Annotated in this window: 17 protein-coding genes, 1 tRNA gene and 1 pseudogene; 6 read left to right on the top strand and 13 right to left on the bottom strand. The window is 73.1% G+C overall.

What is annotated here, in order from left to right; all coding sequences use genetic code 11:
- Window positions 1-241: 241 nt before the first annotated feature.
- The 8 genes from ACWCRJ_RS19100 to ACWCRJ_RS19065 form a co-directional block, all read right to left on the bottom strand.
- Entirely contained in the window at window positions 242-1,129 is an 888-nt protein-coding gene (locus tag ACWCRJ_RS19100; RefSeq protein WP_450940354.1) for an RNA polymerase sigma factor SigF, read from the bottom strand.
- Window positions 1,130-1,335: 206 nt separating this feature from the next.
- Complete coding sequence (locus ACWCRJ_RS19095; RefSeq protein WP_050398391.1) at window positions 1,336-1,629, bottom strand: Dabb family protein; 294 nt, start codon at window positions 1,627-1,629, stop codon at window positions 1,336-1,338.
- Window positions 1,630-1,668: 39 nt separating this feature from the next.
- A complete protein-coding gene (locus tag ACWCRJ_RS19090) occupies window positions 1,669-1,845 on the bottom strand; it encodes a hypothetical protein (protein ID WP_046919222.1) in 177 nt (58 codons plus the stop codon).
- A 197-nt stretch (window positions 1,846-2,042) separates the two neighbouring features.
- On the bottom strand, window positions 2,043-2,237 hold the full coding sequence (locus tag ACWCRJ_RS19085; RefSeq protein WP_450940353.1) for a hypothetical protein: 195 nt from the start codon (window positions 2,235-2,237) through the stop codon (window positions 2,043-2,045).
- Window positions 2,238-2,782: 545 nt separating this feature from the next.
- Window positions 2,783-2,867 (bottom strand) — tRNA-Ser (locus ACWCRJ_RS19080).
- A gap of 76 nt (window positions 2,868-2,943) precedes the next feature.
- Window positions 2,944-3,474, bottom strand: coding sequence for a nucleoside deaminase (locus tag ACWCRJ_RS19075; RefSeq protein ID WP_450940450.1), 531 nt, complete (start codon window positions 3,472-3,474; stop codon window positions 2,944-2,946).
- A 109-nt stretch (window positions 3,475-3,583) separates the two neighbouring features.
- Window positions 3,584-4,108, bottom strand: coding sequence for a tRNA adenosine deaminase-associated protein (locus ACWCRJ_RS19070; RefSeq protein WP_046919220.1), 525 nt, complete (start codon window positions 4,106-4,108; stop codon window positions 3,584-3,586).
- A gap of 342 nt (window positions 4,109-4,450) precedes the next feature.
- Window positions 4,451-4,627, bottom strand: a complete 177-nt coding sequence (locus ACWCRJ_RS19065; RefSeq protein ID WP_167336835.1) for a hypothetical protein — start codon at window positions 4,625-4,627, stop codon at window positions 4,451-4,453.
- A gap of 623 nt (window positions 4,628-5,250) precedes the next feature.
- Between ACWCRJ_RS19065 and upp the strand changes: the two genes are divergently transcribed.
- A complete protein-coding gene (upp, locus tag ACWCRJ_RS19060; protein WP_028797105.1) occupies window positions 5,251-5,886 on the top strand; it encodes a uracil phosphoribosyltransferase in 636 nt (211 codons plus the stop codon).
- 27 nt (window positions 5,887-5,913) lie between these two features.
- Here the strand turns inward: upp and ACWCRJ_RS19055 are convergent, their stop codons facing one another.
- From ACWCRJ_RS19055 to ACWCRJ_RS19040, 4 genes are all read right to left on the bottom strand, one after another.
- On the bottom strand, window positions 5,914-6,558 hold the full coding sequence (locus tag ACWCRJ_RS19055) for a LytR C-terminal domain-containing protein (RefSeq protein WP_450940449.1): 645 nt from the start codon (window positions 6,556-6,558) through the stop codon (window positions 5,914-5,916).
- A 120-nt stretch (window positions 6,559-6,678) separates the two neighbouring features.
- Complete coding sequence (locus tag ACWCRJ_RS19050; RefSeq protein ID WP_003999914.1) at window positions 6,679-6,975, bottom strand: type II toxin-antitoxin system VapB family antitoxin; 297 nt, start codon at window positions 6,973-6,975, stop codon at window positions 6,679-6,681.
- Window positions 6,976-7,328: 353 nt separating this feature from the next.
- Window positions 7,329-7,931, bottom strand: a complete 603-nt coding sequence (locus tag ACWCRJ_RS19045; protein WP_450940352.1) for an HhH-GPD-type base excision DNA repair protein — start codon at window positions 7,929-7,931, stop codon at window positions 7,329-7,331.
- A 65-nt stretch (window positions 7,932-7,996) separates the two neighbouring features.
- Window positions 7,997-8,743, bottom strand: coding sequence for a siderophore-interacting protein (locus tag ACWCRJ_RS19040; protein ID WP_450940351.1), 747 nt, complete (start codon window positions 8,741-8,743; stop codon window positions 7,997-7,999).
- A gap of 83 nt (window positions 8,744-8,826) precedes the next feature.
- On the opposite strand from ACWCRJ_RS19040, the gene ACWCRJ_RS19035 reads away from it, so the two are divergent.
- The 5 genes from ACWCRJ_RS19035 to ACWCRJ_RS19015 all read left to right on the top strand — a co-directional run bounded on the left by ACWCRJ_RS19035 (window position 8,827) and on the right by ACWCRJ_RS19015 (window position 14,907).
- The gene (locus tag ACWCRJ_RS19035; protein ID WP_450940350.1) at window positions 8,827-11,337 is read left to right on the top strand and encodes a penicillin acylase family protein; all 2,511 of its coding nucleotides are present in this window, start codon (window positions 8,827-8,829) and stop codon (window positions 11,335-11,337) included.
- A complete protein-coding gene (locus tag ACWCRJ_RS19030) occupies window positions 11,237-11,821 on the top strand; it encodes a GNAT family N-acetyltransferase (RefSeq protein ID WP_450940448.1) in 585 nt (194 codons plus the stop codon). Before ACWCRJ_RS19035 ends, ACWCRJ_RS19030 begins: the two co-directional genes overlap by 101 nt.
- A 139-nt stretch (window positions 11,822-11,960) precedes the next feature.
- Window positions 11,961-12,119, top strand: a complete 159-nt coding sequence (locus ACWCRJ_RS19025; protein WP_450940349.1) for a hypothetical protein — start codon at window positions 11,961-11,963, stop codon at window positions 12,117-12,119.
- A gap of 10 nt (window positions 12,120-12,129) precedes the next feature.
- Entirely contained in the window at window positions 12,130-12,618 is a 489-nt protein-coding gene (locus ACWCRJ_RS19020) for a cupin domain-containing protein (RefSeq protein ID WP_450940348.1), read from the top strand.
- A 117-nt stretch (window positions 12,619-12,735) separates the two neighbouring features.
- Complete coding sequence (locus ACWCRJ_RS19015) at window positions 12,736-14,907, top strand: copper resistance CopC/CopD family protein (RefSeq protein WP_450940347.1); 2,172 nt, start codon at window positions 12,736-12,738, stop codon at window positions 14,905-14,907.
- A 45-nt stretch (window positions 14,908-14,952) separates the two neighbouring features.
- On the opposite strand, the pseudogene ACWCRJ_RS19010 reads toward ACWCRJ_RS19015, so the two are convergent.
- Window positions 14,953-15,911, bottom strand: a pseudogene (locus ACWCRJ_RS19010) (DUF72 domain-containing protein).
- Between the last annotated feature and the right edge of the window lie 119 nt (window positions 15,912-16,030).

The following is a 16,030-nucleotide window of genomic DNA, read 5'->3' as shown; positions in this document are numbered from 1 at the left end:
CAGTTCTGTCGGAAAGACCGTCAAAGAGCGATTCGCTCTCAGCGGTGACACTTCGACAGCGCATTCGGACAGGCCCATGGCCTGCGCACGCGCACCGCTGGCCGATTCTGTGCGCCCCGCCTGCCATCGTGCGCCCCGCGTGCCCCATGGTCCATCCGGGAAGGCGCGGGGGGTGTGTGGTTACCGAGGGTCACCCGGAAACCGGCCGACGGGCAGGAGGCCCCGGCACCCTCGCGGAGCGCTAGGCCTCGATCCGGTTGGCCGAGCGCAGCCGCGCGAAGCTGCGGGCCAGCAGCCGGGACACGTGCATCTGGGAGACCCCCAGTTCGGCGCTGATCTGTGACTGCGTGAGGTTGCTGTAGTAGCGCAGCAGCAGGATCCGCTGCTCGCGCTCGGGCAGCTGGACGAGGAGGTGCCGTACGAGGTCGCGGTGCTCGACGCCGTCCAGCTCCGGGTCCTCGTAGCCGAGCCGGTCGAGCAGCCCCGGCATTCCGTCACCCTCCTGGGCGGCCTCCAGCGAGGTCGCGTGGTACGACCGGCCCGCCTCGATGCAGGACAGGACCTCCTCCTCGGTGATGCGCAGCCGCTCGGCGATCTCGGCGGTGGAGGGGGTGCGCCCGAAGGCGGTGGTGAGGTCCTCGGTCGCGCTGTTCACCTGGACCCACAACTCGTGCAGCCGGCGCGGGACGTGGACCGTGCGCACGTTGTCGCGGAAGTACCGCTTGATCTCGCCGATGACGGTCGGCATCGCGAAGGTCGGGAACTGCACACCCCGGTCCGGGTCGAACCGGTCGATGGCGTTGATCAGCCCGATGGTCCCGACCTGGACCACGTCCTCCATGGGCTCGTTGCGGGAGCGGAAACGAGCGGCCGCGTAGCGCACGAGCGGGAGATTCGCCTCGATGAGCGCCCCGCGCACGCGGTTGTGCTCCGGAGTGCCCGGCGCCAGATGCTTCAGCTCACCGAACAGCACCTGGGTGAGGGCCCGGGTGTCGGCGCCGCGACGTTTCTCCGGGGCGGGTGCGGTGGCCTGGGCGGCGACCTGGGCCGACGCGGGCTCGGGAGCCGGGACGTCTTCCTGGGGAGGCGCAGTACTGGCCGACACGGTCAACGCCACCTCTTCATCCATCAACTCAACCGTCAAAAGCGGTCATAGCATCACAAGACATGTGCACTGTGATCAAGCACCGCATATGCCCGTGTTGAACATGGATGGAGAGCGTGAGGGGCAATCGGGTGCGAAAAACCCCGCACTGTTCGAGTGCGGGGCGGAGTGGGATGGGGCGGGCGGGGCGGACCGAGCGGGGCGTGCGCGGGAACGAACGGCCCTCCGGCTCAGAACTCGTAGTCGGCGACGACCCACGTGGCGAACTCGCGCCACAGTGCCACGCCCGCCTGGTGGTCCGGGTGCTCGGCGTAGGCGCGCAGGCCGTCCAGGTCGTCGAACGCGGAGTTGATCGCGAAGTCGTAGGCGATGGGGCGGTCGCTGAGGTTCCAGCCCAGTTCCCAGGAGCGGATCTCCGCGATCGTGCCGTCCAGTGCGCGGAAGGCGCCCTCACCCCGCACGACCCGCGGGTCGTCGCGCTCGACGCCCTCGTTGAGCTTGAACAGGACCAGGTGGCGGATCATGGGTGCTCCGGAAGGGTCGTACGGGGTGCGGGGCGGGGGCTACTCGGCCCCGTCGGCGATCCAGGTGAAGAAGTCGCCGACGGACTGGGCGGCGTTGGAGACGCCCTCGAACCCTATCTGGACGTAGTCGGCGGCCTTGGCCGGGTCCGTGATGATCACGTAGAGCACGAAGACCACGAGCACGTACAGCGCGATCTTCTTCCCCTGCACCGCCACCGCGGCCTCCCCCGCCTCTTGTGCCCCATGGGCCCTGTCGGTCCCTCTTTGTCGGCGGCGAGTGTAACCCGATCATGCGTTCGCAGGAGAGACGCCGGACCTCGGGCTTCAAGGGGCCTCTTCGCGCTGCCGGCAGTACGACACCGCGCTCCGGCATCCGCGGATGCCGGAGCGCGGAGGTGGGCCCGTCGGTTCGGCTACCACCAGTCCGTGCACTGCACCGCCTGGCCGCCCCCGCCGCCGCAGGCACGGAACCGGTAGTTCGGGCTGTTGTCCGTCACCTTCGCGGCGCTGGTCAGCGGCCGGCCGTCCCGGCTCGCCCGGAAGGGGCCGCACTGGACGTGGACATCCCTGCCGTTGAGCGTCCAGTCCATCCAGATCTCGTCTCCCACGCGCGGGGCCGAGAGCGCGGCGAATCCGTGGACCCGACCGTCGATGGTGGCAGCCCGCGGACTGATGCACCCGGACAGCCCCTGCGGGTCGGAGCGCAGGGTCTTGTCCGCCGGGCCGGCAGGGACACCGACCAGACTGTCGGAGATGTCGCGGAAGCCGTTGGCCCCACGCTCGCGATCGGACCGGGCCGCCAGTGCCGTACCCGGCGCGGCGACGACGACTCAGCCTGCCGGCAGCAGGCCGGCGGCGGCAGTGCAGGCTGCTCTGGCCAGTGGACGACTGAGCATGACGATGACTTCCCCTCGGGCGACGGTCAGCGCGTACGGCTCAGCTGTGGGCACCGCGTGCCGAACCCCGGCGGCGCCGCCCCAGGACGAGCACGGGAAACGGAGGTCGCTGTTCCGGTGATTCCCGGGTTGTGCCGGCGTGCCGGGTGTGCATGCCCAGGTGCTCAGGAGCGCGTCGCCCGCCTCGAAGCGCCGCCCCCCACGCCCCAACGCCCCAACGCGAAGGGCCCGGTCCAATGGACCGGGCCCTTCTTCTGCGGTAGCGGAGGGATTTGAACCCTCGGTGACTTGCGCCACACTCGCTTTCGAGGCGAGCTCCTTCGGCCGCTCGGACACGCTACCGAGGGAGACCTTACAGCAAGGTGGGGCGTGCTTTGAAATCGGTATCGACGGGGTAGCGCTGAGGGCCCGAACGCTCTCAGCGGGTGCGGAAGAACTCGGTGAGGAGCCGGGCGCAGTCGTCGGCGAGGACGCCTTCGACGACCTCGGGGCGGTGGTTGAGGCGCCGGTCGCGTACGACGTCCCAGACGGAGCCGGTGGCGCCGGCCTTCTCGTCGCGGGTGCCGTAGACGACCCGGTCGATCCGGGACTGCACGAGTGCTCCCGCGCACATCGTGCAGGGTTCGAGGGTCACGACCAGGGTGCAGCCGGTCAGCCGCCATTCGCCCGGTCGTCTGCCGTCACCGCCCTTGACGTCGTCGCCGTCCTCACCGCCCCCGCCGCCCCCGCCGTCCTGGCCGGAGGCGGTCCGCGTCGCGGGAGCCCGCAGGGCGGCGGCCGCCCGGCGCAGGGCCAGTACCTCGGCGTGGGCGGTCGGGTCGCCGGTCGCCTCGCGTTCGTTGTGTCCGGTGGCCAGGACGGTCGTGCCGTCCGGGGCCAGGACGACCGCACCGACCGGGACGTCGCCGCCCTCGGCGGCCCGCCCGGCCTCGGCCAGGGCGAGCTGCATCGCGGACCGCCAGGGGTCACGGACGGGATCGGGTCCGCCCGGTGCCGCCGCGTCGGTCACGCCGGTCACCGGGGGAACCCAGCCGATGGACTCGGGAGACTCACCGCACTCAGCGGACCGTCTCCAGGACCTCCGACGCCCCGAGGGCCTCGGCGATCGAGCCGAGGGCGTCGTCGGCGTCGAGAGCGCGCAGCTCCTTCTCGCCCACCCCCAGGTCGTCGAGGATCTCGGTGTCGCCGACGGGGCTGTGCGGCACGGCCTCGGCGGACGTGTCGTCGTCCTCGTCGTCGGACTCGCCGTCCTCGGTGCCGTCGAGATCGAGCGACTCCAGGTCGGCGGTGTCGTCGCCGGGCTCCCTTCCGAGCAGTTCGTCGGTGAGCAGGATCTCGCCGTAGCTGCTGCGGGCAGCGGCGGCGGCGTCCGACACGTAGATACGAGGGTCGTCCTCGCCATCGATGCGGACGACGCCGAACCAGGCGTCCTCCTGCTCGATGAGCACCAGCACCGTGTCGTCGCCGGGCGAGGCTTCACGGGCCAGGTCGGCCAGATCCGACAGGGTTTCCACATCGTCGAGCTCTGTGTCGCTCGCTTCCCACCCGTCTTCGGTGCGCGCGAGCAGTGCGGCGAAGTACACCGTGACTCTCCCACTGGTCATAGGTGTGCCGGTCGGGGGTCCCCCCGGCGGACGTTGTGGATGGGGAGGCTTGCGGTCCGAGTCCCACCCACTCGGAATCGTGGCAGAAACGGAGCGCTCAGGGGACGTCTTCGGCTCCCTGTGTCCGGCTCTTTTGATCGCCGGTGGGGCCGCCGTTCACCTGGGCACCTGTTGCCGCCACCAGCGGATCGTACGCGCAGATCCCGGCCGCATATGCACGGCCACCCCGTGAACGCCCCACTCGGGCCCCACGAACACGTCGCACGGGTCCCGTGGGAGGGGAGGGCGCGGGGGAGGAGCCGAGGGGGCGGGGCGGCCGGGTCACCAGCGGAAGGTGCGCATGCGCATGGCGTGGCGGAGCCGGGCGGCCTTGGCGCGGCGCGGCTGGACCCGGTCGCGCAGCTCCCGTGCCTCCGTCAGTTCCCGCAGGAACTGTGCCCGTCGGCGCCGTCGGGCCGCCTCGTTCTCCCGCCCGCCGCCCTGCGCCCCATCAGCCATGTCCGCCACCTCTTCGGCCCCTCGCACCGCCACCCGCGCCCTTCCCGCCGCTTCCCGAGCCGCGTTTCCGGTCCCCCGCGCCGTCCTGTCCGACGGGGACGTGGCGCGCCCGGTCGTCCGCGCCGTCTCGTCCGCCGGGGGCGCCGTCCGTCCCGCGGTCCGCGCCGGTCCCTTGCCCGTGGGTGCTGCCCGGCCGCCCGCCCGCGCCGGCGGACCGGCGCCCCGCGCCGTCCCGGTGGGGGTTCGCGCCGTACCGCCGGGCCGCCGCGTCGTGCGGTCGGCCGTTCCGGCGGAGGCCTGCGGCGTCGATCGGCCGCCTGATCGTTCCGCTCCCTCGGCCGTACGCGTCGTACCGCCCGCTGTCCGCGCGGACCTTCCGGTCCGCCGGTCGGGCGCGTTTGGCCGCTCGGCCGGGTCGGGTCCCGTGCGGGTGCCCCGGGGACGTGGGGAAGCGTTGTTCGGGTCTGGCATGGGCTCACCACCGTCAGGCGCCGGTCGTTCCGTCGCCGCTCCGTTCATCCCACTTTCCCTCCGATGGCGGGTTTGATGCCATCGGGAAGGTGCGGCGGGTGGGGGACGGTGAGGGGGCGCCCGGGCCTGTCGCCCCGGTTACTGTTGTGGACATGCGTCTCCACGTCGTCGACCACCCTCTGGTCGCCCACAAGCTCACCACGCTGCGCGACCGGCGCACCGACTCCCCGACCTTCCGTCGCCTCGCCGACGAGCTGGTCACCCTGCTCGCCTACGAGGCCACGCGGGACGTGCGCACCGAGCTGGTCGACATCACGACGCCGGTCGCGTCGACCACGGGCGTCAAGCTCTCCCACCCGCGCCCGCTCGTGGTGCCCATCCTCCGGGCCGGCCTCGGCATGCTCGACGGCATGGTCCGGCTGCTGCCGACCGCCGAGGTGGGCTTCCTCGGCATGATCCGCAACGAGGAGACGCTGGAGGCCTCCACGTACGCCACCCGCATGCCGGAGGATCTCTCCGGGCGTCAGGTGTACGTCCTCGACCCCATGCTCGCCACCGGCGGCACTCTGGTCGCCGCGATCCGCGAGCTGATCGCCCGCGGTGCCGACGACGTGACCGCCGTGGTGCTCCTGGCCGCACCCGAGGGCGTGGAGATCATGGAGCGGGAGCTGGCGGGCTCACCGGTGACGGTCGTGACCGCCGCCGTCGACGAGCGCCTCAACGAGCACGGCTACATCGTGCCGGGCCTGGGAGACGCGGGCGACCGCCTCTACGGTGCCGCGGAGTAGCTCCGTGCGTGGGTAGGCCCTCGCGGGTCAGCAGGTTTTGGCGGTACTGGGCGTCGGCTCGGGCCTGGTCAGATCGGCCAGGGCCCGGTCGGCGTCCTTCTGTCTGCTGAGGGCCTTGAAGCCGGTGCCGATGACGAGGTCCACCTCGGTGGCCTTCGTACGACCGTCGGTCTTCAGCCGCGCCCCGGTGAGCTGGGTGTTGAGGACGGGCAGCGCCGCGTCGGCGGCGGCCTTCGCGCCGAGCAGTATCGCGGCGCCCTTGACCTTCTTGTCGTACTCCTTGGTCGCGTTGCCCACGTTCCCGATGCGGAAGCCACGCTTCTTCAGCTCGGCGGCGGTCTCCTTGGCGAGACCGGCCCGGGGAGTGGCGTTGAGGACGTTGACGGTGATCCTGCCCGGTGCGGGGTAGCCCTTCGCGGACGCCCCGGACTTCCCGGCCGCTCCGCCCGCTTTCGGGGACGGGGTCACCCGGGACGCGCAGTCCGCCTTGGGGCCGGCCGCGGCGGCCTGGTCCCCGTCACCGGTGAAGACGTCGATGAGCTGCAGCGTTCCCCAGCCCACGAGGCCCAGCGCGGTCACGGACGCGAGGACCGCGAGGACGAGCCGGCGCCGCCTCCTGGGCCGACGCAGCTTCGGGTACTTGTCCCCCGTGATCCGGTACTGGCCGCCCATGCCGGGAGGGGTCAGCATGCTCATGGGCGCAGCGTAGTGCCGTTGGACGGTGATGCCTACTAGATGATCATTCACCGCGCTGTGGTCCAACCCGAAAGGGCCAACCGGCTTCCGTGCGGGCTAGTCCAGTTCCAGGACGCGGGCGTGGAGCACCTGGCGTTGCTGGAGGGCCGCGCGGACCGCGCGGTGGAGGCCGTCCTCCAGGTACAGATCGCCCTGCCACTTCACCACGTGCGCGAAGAGGTCGCCGTAGAACGTGGAGTCCTCGGCGAGGAGGGTCTCCAGGTCCAGCTGCCCCTTGGTCGTCACGAGCTGATCGAGGCGGACCGGGCGCGGCGCGACGTCCGCCCACTGCCGGGTGCTTTCCCGGCCGTGGTCGGGGTACGGCCGGCCGTTTCCGATGCGCTTGAAGATCACACGGAAAGCCTACCGGTCAAGACGTTCCGGGCGCAGCCATGGCGGCGGAGTGCGGGCGCGGAAAAGGTGGAGCGAAGTGGGGCATAACGGTGATTCTGTGAGGGTCCGGTGGCGGTCGTGGGTGCCCGGCGGGGTTCTTTCGGGGGTGCGGCGCGTCCCCTGCGCGGCGCGGGTCGGGAATTCTCCCGGGGCTGCGTCCCGGCCGCGCCGGGGTTCCTCGTCGCGTCGTCCGGACTTCTCCGGAGGGGTGCCTCGATGTCGCCGGGAAGTCTTCGATGTCGCGCGCCACGACCGCTCCCGGTGGCGTGGGTGGAGCGCGGCCCGGGATGCGGCCGTCGGCTCCGCCTCCGCGGTTACCTGCCGGAGGCCTTCGCCGCCTTGGCCGCCTTGGCCGCCGCCTTCATCTCCTGCTTGTGGGCCCGGACCTTGGCCAGCGAGTCGGGGCCCTTGATGTCGGCCACGGAGCGGAAGGAGTCGGGGTCACCGTAGGACCCGGCGGCCTCGCGCCAGCCGGTGGGGTGGACGCCGAGCTGTTTGCCGAGGAGGGCCAGGAAGATCTGGGCCTTCTGGCGGCCGAAGCCGGGGAGGGATTCGAGGCGGGAGAGCAGTTCCCCGCCGGTCGCCGCGTCCTGCCAGACCGCGCTCGCGTCGCCGTCGTAGTGGTCCACGAGGTACTGGCACAGCTGCTGGATCCGCTTCGCCATGGAACCGGGGTAGCGGTGCACCGCCGGTTTGGCCGACAGCAGCGCGACGAACGACTCCGGGTCGGCCGCCGCGATCTCGTGGGCGTCCAGGTCGTCCGCTCCGAGCCGGTGCGCGATGGTCCACGGGCCCTTGAACGCCCATTCCATCGGCACCTGCTGGTCCAGCAGCATGCCGACCAGCGCGGCGAGCGGACTGCGCCCGAGGAGCTCGTCCGCCTCGGGGTCCTGGGCGAGGTGAAGGGTGACGTTCATGCCCCGATGATCGCCCGCCGGGCGGTCCGCCGCAGCCCGGCCCCCGGGCGAGGATGCCGGCCGTCTCACGGGCGCCAGTAGCCCAGCGCGTGCGTCCGCTGCTTCGGTACCCCCAGTTCCCTGCGGAAGTACGTCGTCAGGGAGCGGGTCGTCGCGGTGTCGCAGGCGATCCAGACGTAGGGGGCGGGGGTGTTCGCCAGGAGGGCGGGGGCGTCGGCTCTCACCTGGGTGAGGAGGCGGGCGCCGGCGTCCTGGCGGGGGACCGGGCGGAAGTCGTGGCGGGCGGGGTCGAGGCGGAGGGGGAGCCCGTCCGCCCCGGGGGTGGGGCCCCCGGTGTCCGTCGGCGTCTCGAACCAGATCGTCGCCGGGGCCGACGGGAGTGCGCCCAGAAGGGAGTTGATGGCCGGGAGGGAGGCCGGGTCGCCGATGGCGAGGATGTGGGACGGGGTGGGGTCGGGCTCGGTGAAGGCGGTGCCCTGGACGGTGGCCTCGATGGTGTCGCCGGGCTTCGCGGTGCGGGCCCAGTCGCTGGCGTGGCCGTCGTGCAGGGCGAACTCCAGGCTGAAGGTGCCGGCGGCCGGGTCGGGATCCACCAGGGTGTAGGCCCGCTGGTGCGGTTTGCCGGCGGCGTCGAACCAGAGGCGTACCCACATCGTCGGGTGGACGCCGGTCGCCGCGAGCATGCCGCCGTCGGTGAGGTGGACCCGGCGGTAGTGCTCGGTGACCTGTTCCGCACCGGTCACCGTGAGGACGAAGTCCTTTCCACGGAGCAGTTTGAGGACCGCTCCCTCCCAACCGTGCCCCTGCCCCATGGCTTCTGCACCCTTCCCGTACGCTTTGATCACTGATTGTTTAGGTGAGGCTAACCTAAATTGCGAGTGGAGTGGGGACGGGAATGCGGGACATCGGCGGGCGGGAGCAGGTCCGAGGGGAGATTTCGAGCCATGGCTCACAGGGATCGCACGGGGCGCGAGGACCACAGGGACCACAGAAGCCACAGGGACCACAGAAGCCAGAGGGGCCAGAGGGGCCAGAGGGGCCACAGGCGTACGGGACGTACCGCGACGCCTGGGGCATCCCCCACCTCCGCGCCGCCGACGCCCGCGCTCTCGCCCACGCCCAGGGCCGGGTCACCGCCCTCGACCGCGCCTGGCAACTGGAGGTCGAACGCCACCGGGTCCAGGGCACCACCGCCGCCTTCCTGGGCGTGGACGCCCTCGGCTGGGACCGGTTCGCGCGGCGGGCCCGCCTGGCGGACACGGCGCGAAGATGCTTCGACCGGCTGGAGAGAACGGACCCGGAGACCGCCGACTGGGTCCGTGCGTACGTCGAGGGCGTGAACGACGGGCTGGCCGAGGGCGGGCGGCGCGCGCCCGAGTTCGAGCGCGCCGGGCTCGTGGCCGGGCGCTGGGAGGTCTGGCATCCGCTCGGTGTGTGGCTCGCCACGCACATCCTGTTCGCCGGGTTCCCCGCCAAGCTCTGGCGGGAGGAGGCCGTACGGCATCTCGGTGCCGACGCGGTCGGGCTGTTCGCCACGGACGGGCCGGCCACCGCCGGCAGCAACGGGTGGCTCGTCGACGGCTCCCGTACGGCCACCGGACAGGCCGTCATCGCCGGTGATCCGCACCGGTTCATCGAGGCACCCGGTGTCTATCAGCAGATCCACCTCTCCTGCCCCGAGTTCGACGTCGTCGGCCTCGCCGTCCCCGGTATGCCCGGCATCGCGCACTTCGGCCACACCGGCGACGTGGCCTGGGCCATCACCAACGCCATGGCCGACTACCAGGACCTGTACCGCGAGCGGCTGCGGCCCACGGACGGCGGCGTGGAGGCACTCGATCCCGACGGGGTGTGGCGGGCCGCGCACCGGCATGTGGAGGTCATCGAGGTCGCGGGCGGGGAGCCGGTGGAGGTGGAGGTGATCGAGACCGCCCGGGGGCCGGTCGTCGTCGGGGGACCGGACACGGGTGAACCCGGTCCGGTCGGTCCCCTCAGCCTCCGTTGTCCGCCCCGCGTCACCGGGGACCTCGGGCTGAGCGCGCTGCTCCCCCTCCTCCGGGCGCGGGAGGTCGCCGAGGTGGACCGGGCGTTCGACGCGTGGGCCGAGCCGGTGAACGTCGTGCTGGTGGCGGACACGCGGGGCGGGGTGCTGCACCGGGTGGCGGGGCGGGTGCCGGTGCGCGGCCAAGACAATCGGACCCGCGTCGTCGCGGCCTGGGAGCCGGGGCACGAGTGGCAGGGGTGGCACGAGATGCCGTACGGCGGGTTCGAGGACGGCGTCGCGGTGATGGCCAACCAGCGTGGCCCGGCGACCCCGTTGGGCGTGGAGTTCGCGCCGCCGCACCGGGCCGAACGCATCCGCGCGCTGCTGGACGAGAGGCGGGTGTGGTCCGCCGTGGAGATGCCCGCCCTGCACATGGACACCCATCTCTCCTCCGCCGGGCCCCTGTTGGACCACCTGGCCGCCCTCGCCGAGACCGCCCCCGGCACGCCGGGTACCGAGGGCGGACGCGAGGGCGGGTCCGGGCCGGCCGCGGGGATCAGCCCGGCCGCGGCCGCGCTCCGTGACCGGCTCCTGCGCTGGGACCGGCGGATGGAGGCCGACAGCGTCGACGCGGCGGCGTACGCGGCGCTGCGCGGGGCGGTCGTACGGCGGCTCGCGGCGGAGCCCGCGTTCGCGGCGCTGGCGGTGCCGCCGGCGTACCCCGAGGTCTTCCGGCCGTGGCTCTCGCTCACCGCGCGGATCGGGTTCGCGCTCGAACATCTGCTCAGGGCGGAGGAGTTGTACGGGATCGACCGGGCCGCGCTCGTGCGCGAGGCGCTGGAGGAGGCCGCGGGTGCCGGGTTCCGCCCCTGGGGCGACAGCCACCGGCTCGTGCCGTGGCGCGCGCTCCCGGACGACGGCCCGGACGACGGCCCGAACGCGCCCGACGAGCCGCGGCTCGCCGGTGACCACGACTGCGTCCTGTGCACCTCAGCCGTCCCCGGCGTCACCGACCTCAGCGCGCGCGGCCCGGCCGCCCGTTACGTCTGGGACCTGGCGCGGCGCGAGGACAGCCTCTGGGTGGTGCCGTTCGGGGCGTCCGGCGTGAGCGGCTCGGCCCATCACCGCGATCAGCTCCCCCTGTGGCTCGGGGGAGACCTCGTCCCGGTCGTCACCGACTGGGACCGCCTCACCCGGGAGGACACCGCCTCACCCGGGAGGACGGGGACGACCCCGCACCGGGTGGGGCGAGGAACGGCGACGAACAGCGAACAGGACAGCGAGGAGAAGCGCGATGAGCGTCGAGTCGTACGGCGACCGGGTGGCCGTTCACGAGCAGGTGGCCGACGGGTTCGGGACCGTGCGGATCCTGCCGTTGGACGCGAAGGCCGATGCGGGGGTGGTCCACGGCTGGGTGAGTGAGCCGAGGGCCGGGTTCTGGGGCATGAACGGGCTCACCGAGGAGCAGGTCCGGGAGGTGTACGAGGGCCTGGCGGCCTACGACACCCACCACGCCTACCTCGCGGTGCACGACGGCGAGCCGGTCGGACTGCTGCAGACCTACGAGCCGGAGGCGGACCGGGTCGGCGAGGCCTACGAGGTCGAGCCCGGTGACATCGGCGTCCATGTGCTGCTGGCGCCCGCCGGGGAGGGCGGAGGGCGGCCGGGGTGGTCGTCCTCGGTGCTGGCGGTCTTCGCCTCGTACGTGCTGGTCGGGCTGGACCGGCCACGGATCGTCGTCGATCCGGACGAGCGGAACGAGCGGGCCATCGCGCGGTTCACCCGTCAGGGGTTCGAGCGCGGGCCGGTCGTCGTCCTGCCGGAGGTCGATCTGCCGGAGGTGTATCTGCCCGAGAAGCGGGCCCGGCTGGCGTTCCTGCGCAGGGAGAGCCTGCTCGGCCGGTAGGCCCGGGCGGTGGCGTCGGCTGGTGGGTCGGTAGGCCCGGGCGGTGGCGTCGGCCGGTGGGCCGGTGGGCCGGTGGGCCGGGTGGCGGGCGTGGTGCCGGACGCGGTGGTGGACGGATGCGGTGGTGTCGGACGGAGGGGTGACGGACACGGTGGTGTCGGACGGAGGGGTGACGGACACGGTGGTGTCGGACGGAGGGGTGACGGATGCGGTGGTGTCGGACGGAGGGGTGACGGACACGGTGGTGTCGGACGGAGGGGTGACGGACGCGGTGGTGGCGGGCGTGGGGCGGGCGTAGCCTCGGGCGGATGACTCCCGAAGACCTCATCGCGCACTACGCGTTGGAGCCCATCCCGCGTGAGGGCGGCCGTTTCCGGCAGACCTGGGCGGGGCCCGAACGGGACGACGGGCGGCCGGAGGGGACCGCGATCGTCGCCCTGCTCACCACCGAGCCCGGCGACTACTCCGCGCTGCACCGGCTGCCCGGCGACGAGATCTGGCACTACCACCTCGGCGACCCGCTCCGGATGCTGCTGCTCGCCCCGGACGGGTCCTCGCGGGTCGTCGTCCTCGGACCGCGGGTGCTCGACGGGCAGCACGTGCAGTACGTCGTGCCCGCGGGGACCTGGATGGGGGCGAGGGTCCCGGGCGCCGGAGACGGCCGCGGCTGGACGCTGTTCGGGTGCACGATGGCGCCGGGGTTCACCTTCGGGGGATACGAGCACGGCGACGCGGCGGAACTGGCGCTGCTGTACCCGGACCGGGCCGCCGAGATCGGGGAGCTGGGGCGGGCGTAGGTTCGGGTTGCCCGGGGGCGGGGCGGACCGGTGCGGATCGCGTTGAACGCGGCGTTCGCGGCGTCCGTACGTGTTCGAGGAGTCCGAGAGCCGGCGACCGTGGATCCGGAGCACTACGTGGACCGACGCAGGTACAGCGACCCAGTCGAGGACAGGGGCGGCGACAGCGGCCGCGTCGAGGGCGGGGTCGGTAACAGCGGCAGGGGTGGGGACCGGGGCGCGAGGCGGCCGGGCGGAACCGGCGGCCTCGGTGGACACCGGGGCCGGGCCGGAGACCGGAGCGGCCGGGGCCGTGGGATCCGGCGCCTGGTGCTGCTGGGCACCGTGCTGATCCTGTGCCTCCTGGCAGGAGCGGGTACCGCCTCCGCGCACGCCGCCCTCAAGAGCAGCGACCCCGTCGACGGCAGCGTCCTCGACGTCGCCCCCAAGGACATCACCCTCCGCTTCACCGAGTCGGTGAGCCTCCTGGAGGACTCCATCCGCGTCGTCGACCCGGAGAACCGGGCGGTCGACACGGGCAAGCCGGGGCGCGCGGGCGGCCGGTCCGACACGGCCGGTGTCACCCTGCCCGGCGGCCTCGCCGACGGCACGTACACGATCGCCTGGCGGGTCGTCTCGGCCGACAGCCACCCCATCTCGGGTGCCCTGCTCTTCTCGATCGGCGAACCCTCCGCGACCGCCGCGGTCCTCCCCGCCGACCTCACCGAGGACCCGCTCACCTCCTCCCTCTACGACATCACCCGCTACTTCGCGTACGGCGCCCTCGCCCTGGTCATCGGCGTGACGTTCTTCCTGGCGGTCGTGCTCGGGGGCCCGGCCGAGTCGCTGCGCAAGCTGCTCCTGGCCGGCTGGCTGGCACTGCTGCTCGCCTCGGCCGTCCTGCTGCTGCTGCGCGGGCCGTACGAGCGGGGCACCGGCATCGGGGCCGCCCTCGACCTGTCCGTGCTGCGCGAGACGCTGGTGAGCCGGCCGGGACTCGCGCTGCTGGCCCGGCTGGCGCTGCTCGCGGTGGCGGCCCTCGTCCTCGTACGCGTACGCCGGCGGGGCGACGCGTGGGGGAAGGGCGCGCTCGTCGGCGGTGCGCTGCTCTCGGTGGGTCTCGCCGGGACCTGGGCGGCCGCCGAACACGCCTCCGCCGGTATCCAGGTGCCGGTCGCGATGACCTCCTCGGTGCTGCATCTGCTGGCCATGGCCGTCTGGCTGGGCGGGCTGACCGCGCTGCTCACCGTGCTGTACCGGGCGCCGGAGACCCTGTCGGCCGCCGTGGTCAGCCGTTTCTCCCGGCTGGCCTTCGTCTCGGTGATCGTCCTCGTCGTCACCGGCGTCTACCAGTCCTGGCGCGGCCTCGGCTCCTGGTCCGCGTTCACCTCCACGGCGTACGGGGAGGTCCTGGTCGCCAAGCTGGTCGCCGTGCTGCTCCTGCTGGTGGCGGCGGCGTTCTCACGGCGTTGGACGGGGCGGCTGGGGGAGGCGGGGGAGTCTTCGGCGGCGGCTGCGGCGGTGGAGGCTGTCGCGTCCGGGCGGGAGGCCGAGTCGGACGAGTCCGCCGCCGGGTCGGTGACGGCCGTCGCTCACGATCGGGCCGGGGTCACCGAGCGGGCGGCCGTGGCGGTGGCGGCGCGGGTGTCCGGGCGGGCGGGCGAGGGGGCGTCCGCTGTGGCCCCCGCCGCCGTGTCGTCCGCCGACGCGCCCTCTCCTGACCAGGGAGCCGACGACGACCGGCGCGAGGGTGGCCGGGGCGACGGAGGCCGAGGCGACCGCGAAGGCTCGTCGGCCGAGGACCCCTTGGCGGCCGATCCGCCGCGTCGGCGCCTTCGGCAGTCGGTGCTCGCGGAGTTCACCGTCGCGGTCGTCGTCCTGGTGATCACCACCGTGCTGACGGGCACCCTCCCGGGCCGGGCGGCGGCGGAGATCGCCGAGGAGAGCGCGAGCGAGGCGGCCGGTGGGGTCACGGCGTCCTCGACGACGATCCCCTTCGACGTCGGCACCCCGAACGGGCACGGCAAGGTCCAGATCGACCTCGGCCCCGGGCGCGTCGGCAAGAACTCCGTGCAGGCCGTGGTCTTCGGCCCCGACGGGGGTATCGCCACCGTTCCCGAACTGCGGCTCACCTTCACCCTCAAGGCCCAGAAGATCGGCCCGATCGACGCGAAGCTCACCGACCGCGGCGGCTACTGGGTCACCGACGAGCTGCGGCTCCCCCTGCCCGGCAAGTGGACGATGAGGCTCACGGTCCGTACGACGGAGATCGACCAGGTCACCGTGGAGAAGCCGGTACGGGTGAGCTAGCAGGGCCGGACCGGGGCGGGACGGGACGGGGCCTGTCGGCGGGGCTCACCCTTCGCCGTGCCCGCCGTGGTTGTCGTGCCCGCCGTGCCCGCCGTGCCCGCCGTGCCCGCCGTGCTCGCCGTGGTCGTGTTCGTCGTGTTCGTCGAGGAGCCGCCGCATCGTCTCCGCCGCCCGTACGGCCGCGTCGGCGCAGCAGTTGTTGAAGAGGACGTGCAGTTCGTCCACCTGTTCGGCGGCCGACCGCAACCGGGGTGCCCACGCGGCGAGTTCGGACGGGGAGTAGACGTACCGGAAACGGTCCTCCTTGCTTCCGGTGCCCCAGTCGGGGCTGCGGCCGTGGAACCGTACGACGGCCAGCTCGGGCGAGGTGACGGGGACGAGCGGCGGCAGGGAGGTCTCCAGGTCCTGGGCCATGTCGACGCCCACGGCGACCAGGCCGAGCCGCGACAGCGACGCCGCGGTGCGGTCGGCCTGTTCGCCCCGCCACCACTCGGGGTGCCGGAACTCGACCGAGACGGGCCAGCCTGCCGTACGCCCCGCGCACTCCTCCAGCGTCTCCCGCGCCCGCTCCCCCGGCGCGAACCACGGCGGGAACTGGAACAGCACCGCGCCCAGCCGCCCGGCCTCCCGCAACGGCTCGACGGCGTCGGCGAACCGCTCCCACACCCGGTCCAGTACGGCGGGGGTCGTCCTGCGGCGCGGCTCCCGCCCGAGTGACTCCCGGAGGTCCTCGGGGAGGGCCGCCGGGCGGGTCGGGTGGCAGGTGAGGAGGGAGAACGCCTTGATGTCGAAGCGGAATCCGGGGGGTGTCCGCTCGGCCCAGAGGAGGCTGTTGCGGCGGCTGGGCAGGGCGTAGTAGCTGGAGTCCACCTCGACGACCGGGAACCGCTCGGCGTAGTAGCGGAGTCGCCGGGCCCGGCGTCGCGATGTCCGCGCGGGTACCAGCCGCTGGCCAGCAGCGCCCGGTCCGTCCACGAGCAGGTCCCGACGAGTACGTCACCCATGGGGCGCCGGGTACCCGCGATCGACGTCCTGGCGCACCCGCCCGGCGCGGCGCGCCACCCGCCACCCGCCTTGCGCGGCGCGCCGGTTGTGCCGCTTGCTCGCCGTGTGCCGGTGCCGC

Source organism: Streptomyces sp. NPDC002324 (assembly GCF_053593335.1).
The sequence above is the reverse complement of the archived record's forward strand: the minus strand, read 5'-3'. Positions and strand labels throughout refer to the sequence as shown.

Bases quoted from the DNA above. Each gene is read 5' to 3' on its own strand.
- ACWCRJ_RS19100 (WP_450940354.1), bottom strand. From the start codon at position 1,129: ATGGATGAAGAGGTGGCGTTGACCGTGTCGGCCAGTACTGCGCCTCCC.
- ACWCRJ_RS19095 (WP_050398391.1), bottom strand. From the start codon at position 1,629: ATGATCCGCCACCTGGTCCTGTTCAAGCTCAACGAGGGCGTCGAGCGC.
- ACWCRJ_RS19075 (WP_450940450.1), bottom strand. From the start codon at position 3,474: ATGCAGCTCGCCCTGGCCGAGGCCGGGCGGGCCGCCGAGGGCGGCGAC.
- ACWCRJ_RS19065 (WP_167336835.1), bottom strand. From the start codon at position 4,627: ATGGCTGATGGGGCGCAGGGCGGCGGGCGGGAGAACGAGGCGGCCCGA.
- upp (WP_028797105.1), top strand. From the start codon at position 5,251: ATGCGTCTCCACGTCGTCGACCACCCTCTGGTCGCCCACAAGCTCACC.
- ACWCRJ_RS19055 (WP_450940449.1), bottom strand. From the start codon at position 6,558: ATGGGCGGCCAGTACCGGATCACGGGGGACAAGTACCCGAAGCTGCGT.
- ACWCRJ_RS19045 (WP_450940352.1), bottom strand. From the start codon at position 7,931: ATGAACGTCACCCTTCACCTCGCCCAGGACCCCGAGGCGGACGAGCTC.
- ACWCRJ_RS19040 (WP_450940351.1), bottom strand. From the start codon at position 8,743: ATGGGGCAGGGGCACGGTTGGGAGGGAGCGGTCCTCAAACTGCTCCGT.
- ACWCRJ_RS19035 (WP_450940350.1), top strand. From the start codon at position 8,827: ATGCGGGACATCGGCGGGCGGGAGCAGGTCCGAGGGGAGATTTCGAGC.
- ACWCRJ_RS19020 (WP_450940348.1), top strand. From the start codon at position 12,130: ATGACTCCCGAAGACCTCATCGCGCACTACGCGTTGGAGCCCATCCCG.